Source organism: Nocardioides agariphilus, assembly GCF_015352445.1.
Taxonomy (GTDB): Bacteria; Actinomycetota; Actinomycetes; order Propionibacteriales; family Nocardioidaceae; genus Nocardioides; species Nocardioides agariphilus.
This window is the reverse complement of sequence record NZ_JADKPO010000009.1, coordinates 71,054-87,204: the sequence shown is the minus strand read 5'-3', so window position 1 is coordinate 87,204 and position 16,151 is coordinate 71,054. Positions and strand designations below refer to the sequence as shown.

At 69.4% G+C, this 16,151-nt stretch carries 15 protein-coding genes and 1 tRNA gene; 6 read left to right on the top strand and 10 right to left on the bottom strand.

Annotation, left to right across the window (positions count from 1 at the left end):
* Positions 1 to 630 carry a CoA transferase subunit B gene (locus ISU10_RS08590; protein ID WP_194695969.1) on the bottom strand — a complete coding sequence of 210 codons (630 nt, stop codon included), beginning with the start codon at positions 628 to 630 and terminating at the stop codon, positions 1 to 3.
* On the bottom strand, positions 630 to 1,460 hold the full coding sequence (locus ISU10_RS08585; protein ID WP_194695968.1) for a CoA transferase subunit A: 831 nt from the start codon (positions 1,458 to 1,460) through the stop codon (positions 630 to 632). Before ISU10_RS08585 ends, ISU10_RS08590 begins: the two co-directional genes overlap by 1 nt.
* A 22-nt stretch (positions 1,461 to 1,482) precedes the next feature.
* On the opposite strand from ISU10_RS08585, the gene bagA reads away from it, so the two are divergent.
* Together bagA and bagB are read left to right on the top strand one after the other, a co-directional pair.
* On the top strand, positions 1,483 to 2,499 hold the full coding sequence (gene bagA, locus ISU10_RS08580) for an ATPase BagA (RefSeq protein ID WP_370865004.1): 1,017 nt from the start codon (positions 1,483 to 1,485) through the stop codon (positions 2,497 to 2,499).
* Positions 2,496 to 3,719 carry an ArsA family ATPase gene (gene bagB, locus ISU10_RS08575; protein ID WP_194695967.1) on the top strand — a complete coding sequence of 408 codons (1,224 nt, stop codon included), beginning with the start codon at positions 2,496 to 2,498 and terminating at the stop codon, positions 3,717 to 3,719. Before bagA ends, bagB begins: the two co-directional genes overlap by 4 nt.
* Positions 3,720 to 3,738: 19 nt before the next feature.
* Here the strand turns inward: bagB and ISU10_RS08570 are convergent, their stop codons facing one another.
* Positions 3,739 to 4,032: a WhiB family transcriptional regulator gene (locus ISU10_RS08570; RefSeq protein WP_194695966.1), complete on the bottom strand. Its 294-nt coding sequence runs from the start codon at positions 4,030 to 4,032 to the stop codon at positions 3,739 to 3,741.
* A 288-nt stretch (positions 4,033 to 4,320) separates the two neighbouring features.
* On the opposite strand from ISU10_RS08570, the gene ISU10_RS08565 reads away from it, so the two are divergent.
* Positions 4,321 to 6,723, top strand: coding sequence for a penicillin-binding protein (locus ISU10_RS08565; protein ID WP_194695965.1), 2,403 nt, complete (start codon positions 4,321 to 4,323; stop codon positions 6,721 to 6,723).
* A 176-nt stretch (positions 6,724 to 6,899) separates the two neighbouring features.
* Here ISU10_RS08565 and ISU10_RS08560 read toward each other — a convergent pair whose 3' ends face one another.
* Positions 6,900 to 7,358, bottom strand: a complete 459-nt coding sequence (locus ISU10_RS08560) for a GatB/YqeY domain-containing protein (RefSeq protein WP_194695964.1) — start codon at positions 7,356 to 7,358, stop codon at positions 6,900 to 6,902.
* A 35-nt stretch (positions 7,359 to 7,393) separates the two neighbouring features.
* On the opposite strand from ISU10_RS08560, the gene ISU10_RS08555 reads away from it, so the two are divergent.
* From ISU10_RS08555 to ISU10_RS08545, 3 genes are all read left to right on the top strand, one after another.
* The gene (locus ISU10_RS08555; protein ID WP_194695963.1) at positions 7,394 to 8,320 is read left to right on the top strand and encodes a metallophosphoesterase; all 927 of its coding nucleotides are present in this window, start codon (positions 7,394 to 7,396) and stop codon (positions 8,318 to 8,320) included.
* Positions 8,321 to 8,398: 78 nt separating this feature from the next.
* A tRNA-Pro gene (locus ISU10_RS08550) sits at positions 8,399 to 8,472 on the top strand.
* A 306-nt stretch (positions 8,473 to 8,778) separates the two neighbouring features.
* Positions 8,779 to 9,900, top strand: a complete 1,122-nt coding sequence (locus tag ISU10_RS08545) for a glycoside hydrolase family 6 protein (RefSeq protein ID WP_194695962.1) — start codon at positions 8,779 to 8,781, stop codon at positions 9,898 to 9,900.
* A gap of 134 nt (positions 9,901 to 10,034) precedes the next feature.
* On the opposite strand, the gene ISU10_RS08540 is transcribed toward ISU10_RS08545, so the two are convergent.
* The 6 genes from ISU10_RS08540 to ISU10_RS08515 all read right to left on the bottom strand — a co-directional run bounded on the left by ISU10_RS08540 (position 10,035) and on the right by ISU10_RS08515 (position 16,087).
* A complete protein-coding gene (locus ISU10_RS08540; RefSeq protein WP_194695961.1) occupies positions 10,035 to 11,066 on the bottom strand; it encodes an aspartate-semialdehyde dehydrogenase in 1,032 nt (343 codons plus the stop codon).
* A 1-nt stretch (position 11,067) separates the two neighbouring features.
* Complete coding sequence (locus ISU10_RS08535) at positions 11,068 to 12,342, bottom strand: aspartate kinase (RefSeq protein ID WP_194695960.1); 1,275 nt, start codon at positions 12,340 to 12,342, stop codon at positions 11,068 to 11,070.
* Between the two features lie 74 nt (positions 12,343 to 12,416).
* On the bottom strand, positions 12,417 to 13,058 hold the full coding sequence (locus ISU10_RS08530; RefSeq protein ID WP_194695959.1) for a DUF5063 domain-containing protein: 642 nt from the start codon (positions 13,056 to 13,058) through the stop codon (positions 12,417 to 12,419).
* Positions 13,059 to 13,079: 21 nt separating this feature from the next.
* Positions 13,080 to 13,679, bottom strand: a complete 600-nt coding sequence (gene recR, locus ISU10_RS08525; protein WP_194695958.1) for a recombination mediator RecR — start codon at positions 13,677 to 13,679, stop codon at positions 13,080 to 13,082.
* Between the two features lie 11 nt (positions 13,680 to 13,690).
* Positions 13,691 to 14,062, bottom strand: coding sequence for a YbaB/EbfC family nucleoid-associated protein (locus tag ISU10_RS08520; protein ID WP_194695957.1), 372 nt, complete (start codon positions 14,060 to 14,062; stop codon positions 13,691 to 13,693).
* A 15-nt stretch (positions 14,063 to 14,077) separates the two neighbouring features.
* Positions 14,078 to 16,087 (bottom strand): DNA polymerase III subunit gamma and tau, encoded by a 2,010-nt coding sequence (locus tag ISU10_RS08515; protein WP_194695956.1) that lies wholly within the window; start codon positions 16,085 to 16,087, stop codon positions 14,078 to 14,080.
* Between the last annotated feature and the right edge of the window lie 64 nt (positions 16,088 to 16,151).

Here is a 16,151-nt window from a genome sequence, read left to right as displayed (position 1 = left end):
TCAGACCAGGATCGCCGGCTCGGTCTTCTCGCGGACCTCGTCCTCGGTGACCCCGGGTGCCAGCTCCACCAGCCGCAGACCGTCGGGCGTGACGTCGAGCACGCAGAGGTCGGTGATGATGCGCTGCACGACGCCGCGCCCGGTGTAGGGCAGGTCGCACTCGTCGAGAATCTTCTTCGAGCCGTCCTTGGCGACGTGCTCCATCAGCACGATGACCCGCTTGGCGCCGTGGACCAGGTCCATCGCGCCGCCCATGCCCTTGACCATCTTGCCGGGGATCATCCAGTTGGCGATGTCGCCCTTCGCCGAGACCTGCATGGCGCCCAGGATCGCCGCGTCGATCTTGCCGCCGCGGATCATCCCGAACGACGTCGCCGAGTCGAAGAACGACGCGCCGCGCCGCAGCGTGACCGTCTCCTTGCCGGCGTTGATCAGGTCGGGGTCCTCCTCGCCGTCGATCGGGTAGGCGCCGACACCCAAGATGCCGTTCTCTGACTGGAGCACCAGCTCGACGTCGTCGGCGACGTAGTTGGGCACGAGCGTCGGCAGCCCGATGCCGAGGTTGACGTAGGAGCCGTCGGTCAGCTCCGAGGCCGCACGAGCCGCCATCTCCTCACGGGTCCATGCCATCAGGAGGCCTCCTCACTTCCGGGGTTTCGAGACGGTGGGTGGTCGATCTCTCCAACCAGCGGGCGTGGGCGCACCGTCCGCTTCTCGATCCGCTTGTCCTCGGCCTGCTCGGGACTCAGCGCGACCACGCGCTGCACGAAGACGCCGGGCGTGTGCACGTCGTTCGCGTCGATCTCCCCCGGCTCCACCAGGTGCTCGACCTCGGCGATCGTGACCCGTCCGCACATCGCGGCCAGCGGGTTGAAGTTGCGGGCGCTGTCGCGGTAGACGAGGTTGCCGTGGCGGTCGCCCTTCCAGGCCCGCACGAGTCCGAAGTCGGCGACGATCGACTGCTCCAGGACGTACTCGCGGGTCTCACCGTTGACCGTGAACTCCCGCGTCTCCTTGGCCGGAGAGGCGAGGAGCACGTTGCCCGCCTCGTCGTACTTCCAGGGCAGCCCGCCCTCGGCCACCTGCGTACCGCCCCCGGTCGCGGTGAAGAACGCCGGGATCCCCGACCCGCCAGCCCGCATCCGCTCGGCGAGCGTGCCCTGAGGGGTGAGCTCCACCTCGAGCTCGCCGGAGAGGTACTGCCGGGCGAACTCCTTGTTCTCACCGACGTACGACGAGACCATCCGGCGGATGCGGCGCTCACCGAGCAGCAGGCCCAGGCCCCAGTCGTCGACGCCGCAGTTGTTGGACACCGCCTCGAGCTCGGTGGTGCCAGCGTCGAGAAGAGCCTGGATGAGCACTGAGGGGATGCCGCAGAGACCGAAGCCCCCGACTGCCAGCGTTGCCCCGTCGGGGATGTCTGAGACCGCCTCCGCGGCCGATGCAACGACCTTGTCCACGCGGGGACTCTAGTCTCTGGTTGTGCCCCCCGACTCGCCAGACCCATGGGCTGGCGTGCGGCTGCACATCGTCACCGGCAAGGGCGGCACCGGCAAGTCGACGGTTGCGGCCGCTCTCGCGCTGGCGCTGGCCACACGTGGCAAGCACGTGTTGCTCTGCGAGGTCGAGGGACGCCAGGGCATCGCCCGGATGTTCGACGTCGACCCGCTCCCCTACGCCGAGCGCAGGCTGGCGACCGGCCTGCCCGCACCGGGCGATGCAGGAGGCGGAGTGGTGCACGCCTTGCACATCGACCCGGAGTCGGCGCTGCTGGAGTACCTGTCGATGTACTACAAGCTCGGCCCGGCCGGCCGCGCGCTCGACCGCTTCGGGGTCGTCGAGTTCGCCACGACCATCGCACCCGGGGTGCGCGATGTGCTGCTGACGGGCAAGGTCTACGAGGCCACCAAGCGCAACGCCCGCAACAAGGGGGCGATCGAGTACGACGCCGTGGTGCTCGACGCACCGCCCACCGGGCGGATCACACAGTTCCTCGGGGTCACCAACGAGCTGGCCGGCCTGGCCAAGGTGGGTCCGATCAAGACCCAGTCCGACAGCGTCACCCGATTGCTGCGCTCGGACCGCACAGCAGTGCACCTCGTCACCTTGCTGGAGGAGATGCCGGTGCAGGAGACGATCGACGGCATCACCGACCTGCGGGCCCACGACCTCCCGGTCGGCGGGGTCGTGGTCAACATGGTCCGACCTCGCGAGCTCGGAGCCGAGGATCTCCGGGCAGTGCGCGCGGGCACGATCGACGCAAGCACCGTCGCGGCGGACCTCGAGCGCGCCGGCCTCGAGGCGAACGACGCACTCGTCGCCGGCCTCCTCACCGAGGCTCGAGACCACGCCGAGCGACGGGCTCTGGAGGACGAGCAGCGCGACGTCGTCGCCGGCCTCGACCGGCCGACGTACGAGCTCCCGCGACTCGCGAGCGGGATCGACCTCGGCGCCCTCTACGAGCTGGCCGGCTCGTTGCGCGAGCAGGGACTCCCATGACCAAGAACAGGACCAGGGTGGGACCACGAGGATCCGCCGAGGCACCACGCCTGGACGTGGACGCGCTGCTCGACGACCAGGAGGTCGGCATCATCGTGTGCTGCGGCTCCGGCGGAGTCGGCAAGACCACGGTCTCCGCGGCTCTCGCGCTGCGCGCCGCCGAACGCGGACGCCGCGTCGTCGTCCTGACCATCGACCCGGCCCGGCGGCTGGCCCAGTCGATGGGCATCCGAGAGCTGGACAACACCCCCCGTCCCGTCGATGGCGTCGACGCCGGAGCCGGGGGCTCCCTGGCCGCGATGATGCTGGACATGAAGCGCACCTTCGACGAGGTGGTCGAGAGCCAGGCCACGCCCGAGAAGACGCGCCAGATCCTCGACAACCCCTTCTACCAGGCGCTCTCGTCGTCCTTCGCCGGGACGCAGGAGTACATGGCGATGGAGAAGCTCGGGCAGATCCACCGCGATGCGAGGGTCGGTCAGCCCGACGCGACGTACGACCTGATCGTGGTCGACACGCCGCCGTCTCGCTCCGCGCTCGACTTCCTCGACGCACCCGAGCGTCTGTCGAGCTTCCTCGACGGGCGGTTCATCCGGTTGCTGCTCGTGCCCGCGCGGGGACCGGCGCGGTTCATGACAGCGGGCCTGGGCATCGTCACCTCGGCACTGACCAAGGTTCTCGGGGCCCACGTACTGCGGGACGTGCAGACGTTCGTGGCGGCGTTCGACACGCTCTTCGGCGGCTTCCGCCAGCGCGCCCAGCAGACCTTCCGGCTGCTGCAGGCTGATGGCACCGCGTTCCTCGTGATCGCCGCACCCGAGGCGGACGCGTTGCGCGAGGCGGCGTACTTCGTCGAGCGGCTGAGCGAGGACGGGATGCCGCTGGCCGGCCTGGTGGTCAACCGAGCCGGCCAGCGGCCCCTCGGGGGGCTGACCCCGGAGGCGGCCGTCGCCGCCGCCGCCAAGCTGGCCAGTCTGGCGAGAGAGGAACCAGACTTGCCTGAGCCGCTGGTGGTGGGCCTGCTACGTCTGTACGCCGATCGTTGTCGGCTCGTGGATCGGGAGGCGACCGTGAGCGCGAGGTTCGCAGCCGCGCACCCGCAGGTCGCGACCGCGAGGGTCCCGGCTCTGGCCGGTGACGTCAACGACCTTGACGATCTCCGTCGTGTCGGCGTCCTCCTGGGGGGTCAGGACGATGACACGCTGTCTGAGACCGGTTAGGTCCGCTCGACGCCAGCGGTCAGACGGTCGCCTCGACAGCGCGGTTGCCGGCCCCCGTACGAGCCTGCTCCAACACGGCGCGCCACTTGGCGTTCGGGTTGCGCTTGAGGAGGGCCCGGCGCTCGCGCTCGGTCATCCCGCCCCAGACGCCCCACTCGATCTGGTTCTCGAGGGCTTCGGCGAGGCACTCGGCCTTCACCGGACATCCGGCGCACAGCTTCTTGGCTTTGTTCTGCTCAGCACCACGCACGAACAGCTGGTCGGGCTGGCTGGCACGGCAAGCTGCTTGGCTTGCCCAGTCTTCGTTCCACATAGGACGTCCCCACATCCGTCTTGACCGACGTCCCCATGACGCCGCCGGGTTTCCCCATGCAGCAAGTTAAAGAACCTAGGGGCATGACACACAGACTCGAACGGCCTGTTTGGTCTAGTCCGAATTGACTATGCCCGGGTGACTAGACAAATGGTGGTCGAGTCCTGGGACGTTCCGGACTCCTCCGGGCAGCACCCTGCCTCACAAGCCTGAAACCTATGCACATACCTATGCTCTTTTGCTGTCCAGGAATGGGGATGAGCGGACTAGTCCCGTACTCTCGTCCCCATGCCTCGCCCGCGGTCCGACCGGCTCACCCCACCCCGAGTGCTCGGCCACGTCGTGGTCATGCTCGCCGTGGCAGCGGTCATGGGACTGGTCGCAGCCGGCCTCGCGATCCCGTTCGCGGGCGTGCTCGGCGTCGCCACCAAGCAGGTCGCATCCGGCATGACCAACCTGCCCGAACAGCTCGAGACCGAGCCGCTCTCCCAGCGCACCCAGATGGTCGACGAGGCGGGCAACGTGATCGCCACCCTCTACGACGAGAACCGCGTCAACGTCCCGCTGCGCTCGATCTCCCGCAAGATGGTCAAGGCGATCGTGGCGATCGAGGACTACCGCTTCTACCAGCACGGCGCGCTCGATCTGAAGGGCACGCTGCGCGCGCTGATCACCAACCAGGCCAACAACGGCGTGGTGCAGGGCGGCTCGTCGATCACCCAGCAGATGGTGAAGATGACGCTGATCGCCCAGGCCAAGGGCAACAAGAAGGCCCAGGCCGAGGCGATCGACGACACCTACGCCCGCAAGGTCCGCGAGCTGCGCTACGCCATCGCCTTCGAGCAGCACTACTCCAAGGACTGGATCCTCGAGCGCTACCTCAACCTCGCCTACTTCGGCGACGGCGCCTACGGCATCCAGTCCGCGGCCAAGCACTACTTCAACAAGAACGCCAAGGACCTCGACTGGGGCGAGTCCGCCGTGCTCGCCGGGCTGGTCAAGAACCCCACCGGTTTCGACCCCACCAACTACCCCGACAAGGCCCTCGAGCGCCGCGACATCGTCTTGGACCGGATGGCCCAGCTCAGCGTCATCTCCGACGACAAGGCCGAGCAGCTGAAGAAGAAGGGCCTGGGGCTCCACGTCGTCGCCACCCAGAACGGCTGCGTCTTCTCGCGCGCACCGTTCTTCTGCGACTACGTGCTTCGCCGCCTCTACGCCGACAAGTCGCTGGGCGACACCCTCGCCGAGCGCAAGGCGCTGATCAAGAACGGCGGCCTGACGATCCACACCACGATCGACCTGCGCATGCAGGCGGCCGCCGACAAGTCGGTCTCCGACCACGTCTACGCCACCGATCATGCGATCGGCGGCATGGCCATGGTCGAGCCGCGCACCGGCGACGTGAAGGCGCTGTCGCAGTCGCGCCCGATGGGCAACAACCGCAAGAAGGGCGAGACCTACCTCAACTACGTCGTGCCCAAGCGCTACGGCGACTCGGCCGGCTTCCAGGCCGGGTCGACGTTCAAGGCCTTCGTGCTGGCTGCGGCGATCGAGAAGGGCATCTCCCTCGACACCAAGATCAACGCACCGCCGAAGATCTCGATCCCGATGTCGGAGTACCCCACCTGCGGTGGCCACAACTTCTACAGCACCGACGTGTGGGAGCCCGAGAACTCCACCAAGAGCGGCACCTTCAACCTCTACACCGGCACCCAGCAGTCGGTGAACACGTTCTACGCCCAGCTGGAGAAGCAGACGGGCCTATGCGAGCCCTACCGGCTGGCCAAGGAGATGGGCATCGACCTCACCGCGCCCGACCGCGAGCGGGTCCCGTCGTTCACGCTGGGCGTCGCCGAGACCAGCCCGCTGGAGATGGCGACGGCCTACGCGACGTTCGCCGGGCGCGGACTGGCCTGCGCCTCCCGTCCGGTCACCTCGATCGAGGACGCCGACGGCAAGCTGCTCAAGGACTACAAGGAGGACTGCCACCAGGTCATCCAGGCCTCCACCGCCGACGCGGTCAACGACATCCTGCGCGGTGTCCAGGAGCCCGGCGGCTTCGGCTACGACAACGGGCTGGCGCTCAACCAGCCCTCTGCCGGCAAGACCGGCACGATCCAGAGCAACATGGCGGTGTGGTTCATGGGCTACACGCCCAACCTGTCCACGTCCGCGATGATCGCCGGCGCCAACGACGACGGAACCTGGGTGACCCTCAACGGCCAGACGGTCGGCGGCACCGGCATCGGCGAGGCGTTCGGGTCCACGGTCGCCGGCCCGATGTGGGGCGATGCCATGCACGTCGTGGAGCAGTGGCTCGCCGATGAGGACTTCACCCGGCCCAGCGGCGTCGATGTCGCCGGCGTACTCACCGAGATCCCCGACACCGGCGGCATGAGCGTGCAGCAGGCCACCTCGCTGCTCGAGTCGCTCGGGTTCGTCGTCGAGCTCGGCGGCTACGCACCGAGCCGCTTCGCCGAGGACACCGTCGCCTACACGCTGCCCGGCAAGGGCTCCGACGTCGCCAGCGGCACCACCGTCACGATCTACCAGTCCACCGGCAAGCCACCTCCTCGCCCAACCGGCGGCGGTGGCGGTGGCGGCACCGGTGGCGGCGGTGGCGGGGGTGACGGCGGCGGCACAGGGCCTGGCAACGGCCATGGCAACGGCGGCGGCAAGCCCCACTGATCACCGCTGGTTGAGGAGGTTGCGCCAGCCACCGCTGGTTGAGGAGGTTGCGCTAGCAACCGTCTCGAAACCCGGTGAGCCGACGCCGACTCGCGCGCGACGGATCACCGCTGGTTGAGGAGGTTGCGCTAGCAACCGTCTCGAAACCCGGTGAGCCGACGCCGACTCGCGCGCGACTACCCAAGCTGCCGCTTGACCTCGGCGGCCACGGCGCCGCCGTCGGCGCGACCACGTACCTGCGGGGTCAGGACTCCCATCACGCGGCCCATGGCCTTCATGCCCTCACCTGCGACGCCGAGCTCGGCGATAGTGGCGCTGACCAGCGCCTCGATCTCCGCGGAGGTGAGCTGCTCGGGCAGGTAGTCGGCGATCACGGCGGCCTCGGCGACCTCCTTGTCGGCCATCTCCTGACGGCCGCCGTCGGCGAAGGCGACCGCGGCCTCGCGGCGCTTCTTGGCCTCGGTCGAGAGCACACCGACGACCTCGTCGTCGCTGAGCTCCCTGGCCACCTTGCCGGCGACCTCGGCGTTGGTGATCGCGGTGAGCACCATGCGCAGGGTGCCGGATCGCACCTCGTCGCGGGCCTTGATGGCAGTGGTCAGGTCGGCTCGTAGTCGGTCCTTCAGGGCGCTCATGCTCCCCATTCTCCCCTGTGTGGAACCCTGGTCGGGTGCGCCCTGTCGACCTCCTCACCGGCACGGTGGCCGCCGGAGCGGTCACCGGTGCTGCCCTGACGGCGTACGCCGCCTGGGAGGCTCGCGCCTACACCCTGCGCACCGTGGAGCTTCCGCTCCTACCCGCCGGTCACCGCCCGCTCAAGGTGCTCCACCTGAGCGACATCCACATGACCCCGGGCCAGCGCCGCAAGCAGGAGTGGGTCGCGAGCCTGGCCGACCTCGAGCCCGACCTGGTCGTCAACACCGGCGACAACCTCGCCCACCGCGACGCCGTACCCGTCGTCACCGCCGCTCTCGGGTCGCTGCTCGAACGTCCGGGGGTCTTCGTCTTCGGGTCCAACGACTACTACGTGCCGACGCTGCGCAACCCGATCCGCTACCTGCTGCCCGACACCGGAACGAGGTACGTCGACAAGCCGCAGCTGCCGTGGCCGGACCTGCAACGTGCGTACGTCGAGGCGGGCTGGCTCGATCTCACCAACCGCAACGATCAGCTCAAGGTGGGTGACTCCTCGTTCGCGTTCGCCGGCGTCGACGACCCGCACCTGCGCTACGACCGCCTCGACCTGATCGCCGGGCCGGCCGACCCCGGCGCCGACGTACGTCTCGGCGTCACGCACGCGCCGTACCTGCGGGTGCTCGACCAGTTCGCCGCCGACGGCTACGACGCGGTCATCGCCGGCCACACCCATGGGGGCCAGGTGTGCCTGCCGATCATCGGCGCGCTGACCACCAACTGCGACCTCGACAACGCCCGCGCCAAGGGCCTGCACCGCCATCCCGCCGACTCGCGTGACGGCGACCCGGGCAGCACCTGGTTGCACGTATCTGCCGGCGTCGGCACCAGCCCCTACGCCCGCATCCGGGTCGCCTGCCGACCCGAGGCAACCCTGCTCACCTTGACCCCTCGCGCCGACTGAACCGATTGGGAGCGCGGTCCCACGCTCCGGTAGGGTTGCCGAGGTTGCGGACCGGTCGAGAACTCTTGCGGTCCGCATCGGGCTGTGGCGCAGTTTGGTAGCGCGCCTCGTTCGGGACGAGGAGGCCGCAGGTTCAAATCCTGTCAGCCCGACTTTGTGATCCGCGACGCACCTGGTGCGTCGCGGATTCGTCGTCTCAGGAGTCGCTGCGCCGGGTTGGGTCGCTTATCACCCGAACCCGCGCCAAGGGAAGTCCCCGAGCCCGATAACGGCCCGGTCGGTCCAGTCGTCCAGACCGGTCAGCCAAATGTCGACAGTTCCCGCACGCCGGCGACCCATCGAGGACAGACTTCTCATCACTGGAGCTGGGGAGCTCCGGGGGGATTCCCGCAAGTCGTCAGCGAGCAGGAAAGACACCCCCCGAAATGCGTACATCCCCCCTTATCAGGAAGCCCGCCGTGGCCGCAGCAGCGCTGCTCGCCATGGTTGCCCTGACCACCTCCACCGGCGCCAACGCCGACGTCACCTCGACGACGGTCAACCGCGGACCGGCCAACGAGAACTACGACCCGCCGGTCTACCAGCCGTCCGAGCAGGCCGCCTACGTCGGTACGCCGGCCAACCCGCTCGTGCGCGGCTGGGGCGTCTACCAGGGTCTGGCCGAGCAGGCGTGGCTGCCGTACCTGGCCGCCCCGACCGACGACCAGGCGGTGCTCGACAAGATCATCCAGCGCCCCAAGGCCACCTGGTTCGGACACTGGCAGGCCGACTCCGACATCAAGCAGCGCGTCGAGAAGTACATCGCCCTGACCACCGGCGGCGACCCCGAGGTGCTCGTGCAGGTCTCCATCTTCCGGATGGTCCCGTGGGAGCGCGAGGCCTGCCGGCGGCTGCCGACCCAGGCCGAGCGGGACTCCTACAAGCGCTGGATCGACGGCTTCGCGGCCGGTGTGGGCAGCACCCACATGGCGATCATCATGCAGCCGGACGGCCCGTTCGTGATGTGTGCGCCCGGACGTTCCAAGCTCCCGGCCCGGATGATCCGCTACGCCGTCCGCACGCTGAGCGCCCTGCCCAACGTCAGCGTCTACATCGACGGTGGCGCCGCCGACTGGCAGCGCGACAGCGCCAAGAATGCGCTGCGGATGCTGATCCCGATGGGCATCCAGTGGGCCCGCGGCTTCGCGCTCAACAGCACCCACTACGACTCGACGGCACGACAGGTCAAGCAGTCGGCGAGGATCTCCAAGGCGCTGGCTGCCCGGGGCATGCCCAATAAGTTCGGGGTCATCAACACCTCCTCGAACGGCCGGCCTTTCAAGGGCTACACCTACAAGGGCCCGAACTTCGACCACGCCTACGCCTGCCAGACGCCTTCCCAGATCCGGTGCGTCACCCTCGGCATCCCGCCGACCGTCGACGTCGGCGACCCGAAGTGGGGCATGAGCGCCAGGATCAACTCCTTGGCCACGCAGTACGTCGACGCGTACATGTGGTTCGGTCGGCCCTGGCTCTACAACCAGGCCGCGCCGTTCGAGATGGACCGGGCGCTGACCCTGGCCCGCACCACGCCGTACTGAGCTACTCGAACCCCAGATTTGCCGCGGGGGCCCCGCGGCGTCACCCGGAATGCTACTGACGGGCACACCTTCCGGACGGCGCCGCGGGGCAATTTTTCTCGTCGGCGCTGCGTGACAGATGCGGCCGTGGCCGATCAGCCGCGGGCGACGACCAGCTCGGCGATCTGCACGGTGTTGAGGGCCGCGCCCTTGCGCAGGTTGTCGTTGCTGACGAACAACGCCAGGCCACGGTCGTCGTCGACCCCGGGGTCCTGCCGGATGCGGCCGACGTAGGACGGGTCCTTGCCGGCCGCCTGGAGCGGATTGGGTACGTCGGTCAGCTCCACCCCCGGAGCGCCTGCGAGCAGCTCCTGGGCGCGGGCCACCGTCAGCGGACGCTCGAACTCGGCGTTGATGGCCAGCGAGTGGCCGGTGAAGACGGGGACGCGAACGCAGATGCCGGAGACGCGCAGGTCGGGGATGCCGAGGATCTTGCGCGACTCGTTGCGCAGCTTGTGCTCCTCCTCGGTCTCGAACAGACCGTCGTCGACCATCGCACCGGCGAGCGGCAGCACGTTGTAGGCGATCGTGCGGGCGTACTTGACGGGGTCGGGGAACGTCACCGCCTCGCCGTCGTAGGCCAGCTCGCGGGCCTTGTCTCCCGCTGCGGCCACCTGGCCGGCGAGCTCCTCGACGCCGGCGACGCCGGAGCCGGAGACCGCCTGGTAGGTCGAGGCGATGAGCCGCACCAGACCGGCCTCGTCGTGCAGGGGCTTGAGCACCGGCATCGCGGCCATGGTGGTGCAGTTGGGGTTGGCGATGATCCCTCGACGGGCCTGGCCGATTGCCTCCGGGTTGACCTCGGAGACCACCAGCGGGACGTCGGGGTCCATCCGGAAGGCCGAGGAGTTGTCGACCACGATCGCTCCGGCGGCGGCGAAGGTCGGCGCCAGCGCGCGCGAGGTCGTCGCACCCGCCGAGAACAAGGCCACGTCGAGGCCGCTGGGGTCGGCGATCGAGGCGTCCTCGACGACGACCTCGCGGTCGCCGAACGGCAGCACGGTGCCCGCCGAGCGGGCCGAGGCGAAGAAGCGGATCTCGTCGGCGGGGAAGTTGCGCTCGAGGAGGATCTGCCGCATGGCGACGCCTACCTGCCCGGTGGCGCCGACTACTCCGATGCTCGCCATGTCAGCGACCCGTCCCGCCGTAGACGACAGCCTCGACCTCGTCGGCGTCGAGGTCGAACGCCGTGTGGGTGGCCTGCACCGCAGCGTCGACCTGCGCCTGGTCGACGATCACCGAGATGCGGATCTCGGAGGTGGAGATCATCTCGATGTTGACGCCAGCAGAGGCCAAGGCCGCGAAGAACCGCGCGGTGATGCCGGGGTGCGAGCGCATGCCGGCGCCGATCAGGGACACCTTGCCGATCTGGTCGTCGTAGAGCAGCTTGTCGTAGCCGACCTCGTCGTGGATGCGGGCCAGCGCGCTCATCGCCGTGTTGCCGTCCTCGCGAGGCAACGTGAAGGAGATGTCGGTCAGGCCCGTGGCGGCCGCCGAGATGTTCTGGACGACCATGTCGATGTTGACCTCGACCGAGGCCAGCGCCTCGAAGATGCGCGCGGCTTCGCCCACCTTGTCGGGCACGCCGACCACGGTGATCTTGGCCTCGCTGCGGTCATGGGCGACGCCGGCGATGATGGCCTGTTCCATAGCGGGGTCTCCTTGGGTCGGGTCGGCCAGGATCCAGGTGCCTTCTTTGGTGGAGAACGACGACCGGACGTGGACGGGGATGCCGTAGCGGCGGGCGTACTCGACGCAGCGCAAGTGCAGGATCTTGGCACCCGATGCCGCCATCTCGAGCATCTCCTCGTGGGAGACCCGGTCGAGCTTGCGAGCAGTCGGCACGATCCGGGGGTCGGCGGTGAAGACACCGTCGACATCGCTGTAGATCTCGCACACCTCGGCCCCGAGGGCTGCGGCCAGCGCGACCGCGGTGGTGTCGGACGCGCCGCGCCCGAGGGTGGTGATGTCCTTGGTGTCCTGCGAGACGCCCTGGAAGCCGGCGACGATCGCGATCGAGCCGGCGTCGATGGCGTTGACGATGCGGCCCGGCGTGATGTCGATGATCTTGGCGCGACCGTGCGCCGAGTCGGTGATCACGCCCGCCTGCGAGCCGGTGAAGGACTGCGCCTTGTGGCCCAGCTGGGCGATCGCCATCGCCAGCAGCGCCATCGAGATGCGCTCGCCGGCGGTCAGCAGCATGTCGAGCTCCCGCGGTGGCGGCAGCGGCGTCACCTGCTCGGCGAGGTCGCGCAGCTCGTCGGTGGTGTCGCCCATGGCAGAGACGACCACGACGACGTCGTGACCGGCGCGCTTGGTGTTGACGATGCGCTGCGCGACCCGCTTGATGCCGGTCGCGTCGGCCACCGACGAGCCGCCGTACTTCTGGACGACAATGCCCACGGGAAGTCCGTCCTAGGAATCAACCAGATGAAGTGCCGTGTCACGCGCGCCATTGCGCGGGCGGCGCTCCGATTCTAACGAGCGTCTGGGGTCGAGTCCGTCGACATCTCATGGGCCAACATCTCGTCTGCCGCAGCGACCTGGTCGGCGTCGAGCTCGGCGACATCGGTGTCGAGCCGGTCGTGGGAGACCACCGAGAGCAGCGCGTTGAGCAGCGCACCGGCCAGGTTGCCCCACGAGGAGACGTAGGAGAACTGCCACCACCACAGGGCCTCGTCGACGTCTCCGGCCCGGTAGTGGCGCAACCCGTTCTCGAGGTCGGAGGCGATCGAGGTCAGGTCGTCGGAGACGTTGCTGTCGACGACGTCGGGGTCGTAGGGGTCGAAGACGAAGCTGTAGGTGTCGATGCCGCCGAGCAGCTTGGCCAACCGCAGCCGCATGTCGTCGAGGTCGGCGTCGGGGCCGACGTCGGGCTGGTACTCCGAACGCGTCTCGAAGTCGACCTGCGCGCCCAGTCGCGCGCCGGCCAGCAGGACCTGGCTGATCTCGAGCAGGAGCAACGAGATGACCTGGCCCCCATCGGACTCGCGCGAGGCAGCGCGCAACGCGATCAGGAAGCTCTCCACCGAGTCGGCGATCGACGCCGCGAAGTCCTCGGTGGTGCTGTCGAGGGACTCGACGTCCTCGACCGCGTCGAGAAGCTCGTCCTCGGTCACCGTCGTCTTCTCCTGTCCTGCCTAGTCATCTGCGGAGCGTCTGCCTGCGAAGGCCCGGCCCAGGGTCACCTCGTCGGCGTACTCCAGGTCGCCTCCGACCGGAAGCCCACTGGCCAGCCGGGTGATCCGCAGGCCGAACTCCCTGAGCATACGGGTGAGGTAGGTCGCGGTCGCCTCACCCTCCAGGTTGGGATCGGTGGCCAAGATGACCTCGGTGATCGTGCCGTCGGCGAGGCGGGTCAGCAGCTCACGGATGCGCAGTTGGTCGGGACCGATGCCGTCGATGGGGGAGATCGCGCCGCCGAGTACGTGGTAGCGCCCCTTGAACTCGCGCGTGCGCTCGATGGCCACGACGTCCTTGTACTCCTCGACCACGCACAGCACCGTCGGGTCGCGCCTCGGGTCGCGGCAGATGCGGCACTGGTCGTCCTCGGAGACGTTGAAGCAGGTGGTGCAGAACTTCACGCGCGCCTTGACCTCGACCAGGACGTCGGCGAGGCGGCGTACGTCGACGGGGTCGGCCTGCAGCAGGTGGAAGGCGATGCGCTGCGCGCTCTTGGGCCCCACGCCCGGCAGTCGGCCGAGCTCGTCGATGAGGTCTTGGATGACGCCTTCGTACATGGAGAGGGCTTCTACCCGAGTCCGGGCATGCCGCCGGCGAGCGGCCCGAGGGCCTTGCTGGCCAGCGCGTCGGCTCGGCCCTTGGCATCGCGGTAGGCGGCCACGATCAGGTCGCCCAGGTCAGCCAGGTCCTCGGCACTGCCGCCGTCGAAGCCGCCCTCGCGGATCGAGACCCCGACGAGCTCGCCCACGCCGTTGACGGTCACGCTCACCACTCCCCCGCCCACGCTGCCCTCGACGGTGGCGTCGGCGAGCTGGGCCTGGGCGTCCTCGAGACGCTCCTGCATCTGCTGGGCCTGCTGGAGCAGCGCGTTCATGTCGAAGCCGCCGGCGCCGAAGGCGTCGAGCGGGCTGGCGGGGCTGGGGTCGTGGTCCTCGGTCATCGGTGGCCTTCCGGGTTAGGGGTGCTTGATCTCCTCGATCACCTCGGCGCCGAGCTGCTGCTGGAGCAGCTCGGCCCCGGCGAGACCGGAAGAGTCGATGTCATCGTCGTCGGGATGCGCCTCGGCGTCGGCCGCGGCGCGCGGGTCGGTGGCCGGGTCTCGGTCGTTGGTGGACCCGGGTGCACGCGTCTGCTGGATCGCCTCGCGGGCAGCAGCGACGGCCGCGGGATCGGCCTGGGCCGGCGGCTCGGCCGCGACCGGCGGCTCGACCCCGACCGTCGGCTCGGGTGACGGCGCCGGGGTCACGGGCGACGCGGTGGCGGCCGGCTGCGCGCCGGGGTCGACGATCGTCTCGACCTTCCAGTCCGAGCCCACCACGTCGATCGCGGCCTGGCGCACGATCTCGGCGCTGCCGCCGCCGTCGAAGGACTCGCGGGCCCCGGCGTTGCTGAACCCGAGGGTGAGCGTCGTCGCGTCGACCGCCACGACCTGGGCGTGCTGGGTGAGGTGGATCCAGGTGAGACGGCGCCGGGCCTTGACGGCCTCGACGATGTCGGGCCACAGCCGGCGCACGTCGACCAGGGCCAGCACGCCACCCACCTCGGTCGAGCCCGTCGAGACCACGGCCGCGGGCCCAGGATCAGGCCCAGGATCAGGCCCAGGATCAGGCCCAGGATCAGGCGTCAGCTCAGGCATCGGCCCAGGATCAGGCGTCGGCTCGGGCATCGGCTCGGGCGGCGCCGCCGCCAGGGGCTCGGCCTCGCCCGGCGGCTCGGGCCTGCTGACCGGTGTCGGCTGCGGGGTCGTCGTCGCCGACGCAGCGGTCGGCTGCGCCGCGGGGACGGCGGCCACCTGGCCGGGTATCGCCATCCGGCGTTCGAGCCGGTCGAGGCGGGCCATCACCCCGTCGTTGCCGTCGGCACCGGGCAGCAGCACTCGGGCACAGATCAGCTCGAGCAGCAGCCGTGGAGCGGTGGCTCCGCGCATCTCGGTCAGTCCCGTGGCGACCAGGTCGGCGGCCCGGCTCAGCTCGGCAGCGCCGAACCTCGCGGCCTGGGCGACCAATCGCTCGCCGGCGTCCTCGGCCACGTCGATCAGCCCGCTGGCAGGAGCATCAGGGACCGCCGAGATGATCACCAGGTCGCGCAGCCGCCGCAGCAGGTCCTCGGTGAAGCGGCGGGGGTCCTGTCCGGTCTCGATCACACGGTCGACCACACCGAAGATCGACGCCCCGTCTCCGGCCGCGAAGGCGTCGATCACGTCATCGAGCAAGGTGTCGGGCGTGTAGCCGAGCAGTCCGGAGGCCAGGGCATAGGTGACCCCGTCACTGCCGGCTCCCCCGATCAGCTGGTCGAGCACGCTGAGGCTGTCTCGCGCGGAGCCTGCTCCGGCCCGCACGACCAGCGGCAGCGCGGCCGGCTCGATGGCGACGCTCTCCTTGTCGCAGAGCTCGGAGAGGTAGGAGGAGAGCAGCTTGGGCGGGATCAGCCGGAACGGGTAGTGGTGGGTGCGCGACCGGATCGTCGGCAGGACCTTGTCGGGCTCGGTCGTGGCGAAGATGAACCTCAGGTGGGGCGGCGGCTCCTCGACCAGCTTGAGCAGGGCGTTGAAGCCCTGCGTGGTCACCATGTGCGCCTCGTCGATGATGTAGACCTTGTAGCGGCTGCGCACCGGTGCGAAGAACGCCTTCTCCCTGAGGTCGCGGGCGTCGTCGACGCCTCCGTGGGACGCGGCGTCGATCTCGATCACGTCGATGCTGCCCGGCCCCCCGCGTGCCAGGTCGCGGCACGAGTCGCACTCGCCGCACGGGTCGGCCACCGGGGCCTGCTCGCAGTTGAGCGCGCGCGCCAGGATGCGGGCGCTGGTGGTCTTGCCGCAACCCCGCGGACCCGAGAAGAGGTAGGCGTGGTTGACCCGGTTGCCCGCCAGCGCCGCCCGGAGCGGCTCGGTGACGTGGTCTTGCCCGATGACCTCGGTGAACGTCTCCGGCCGATAGCGCCGGTAGAGAGCCAGGGGTGCGTCCACCCCTGAACCCTAACCAGGCCCGCCGACGTCCGTCAGCCGTCGTACGCAGGCATCAGCCGATCAT

Excerpts from the sequence above, each read along its gene's own strand:
- ISU10_RS08590 (WP_194695969.1), bottom strand. The coding sequence starts at position 630 with ATGGCATGGACCCGTGAGGAGATGGCGGCTCGTGCGGCCTCGGAGCTG.
- ISU10_RS08520 (WP_194695957.1), bottom strand. The coding sequence starts at position 14,062 with ATGACCGAGGACCACGACCCCAGCCCCGCCAGCCCGCTCGACGCCTTC.
- ISU10_RS08565 (WP_194695965.1), top strand. The coding sequence starts at position 4,321 with ATGCCTCGCCCGCGGTCCGACCGGCTCACCCCACCCCGAGTGCTCGGC.
- ISU10_RS08540 (WP_194695961.1), bottom strand. The coding sequence starts at position 11,066 with ATGGCGAGCATCGGAGTAGTCGGCGCCACCGGGCAGGTAGGCGTCGCC.
- ISU10_RS08560 (WP_194695964.1), bottom strand. The coding sequence starts at position 7,358 with ATGAGCGCCCTGAAGGACCGACTACGAGCCGACCTGACCACTGCCATC.
- bagB (WP_194695967.1), top strand. The coding sequence starts at position 2,496 with ATGACCAAGAACAGGACCAGGGTGGGACCACGAGGATCCGCCGAGGCA.
- recR (WP_194695958.1), bottom strand. The coding sequence starts at position 13,679 with ATGTACGAAGGCGTCATCCAAGACCTCATCGACGAGCTCGGCCGACTG.
- ISU10_RS08570 (WP_194695966.1), bottom strand. The coding sequence starts at position 4,032 with ATGTGGAACGAAGACTGGGCAAGCCAAGCAGCTTGCCGTGCCAGCCAG.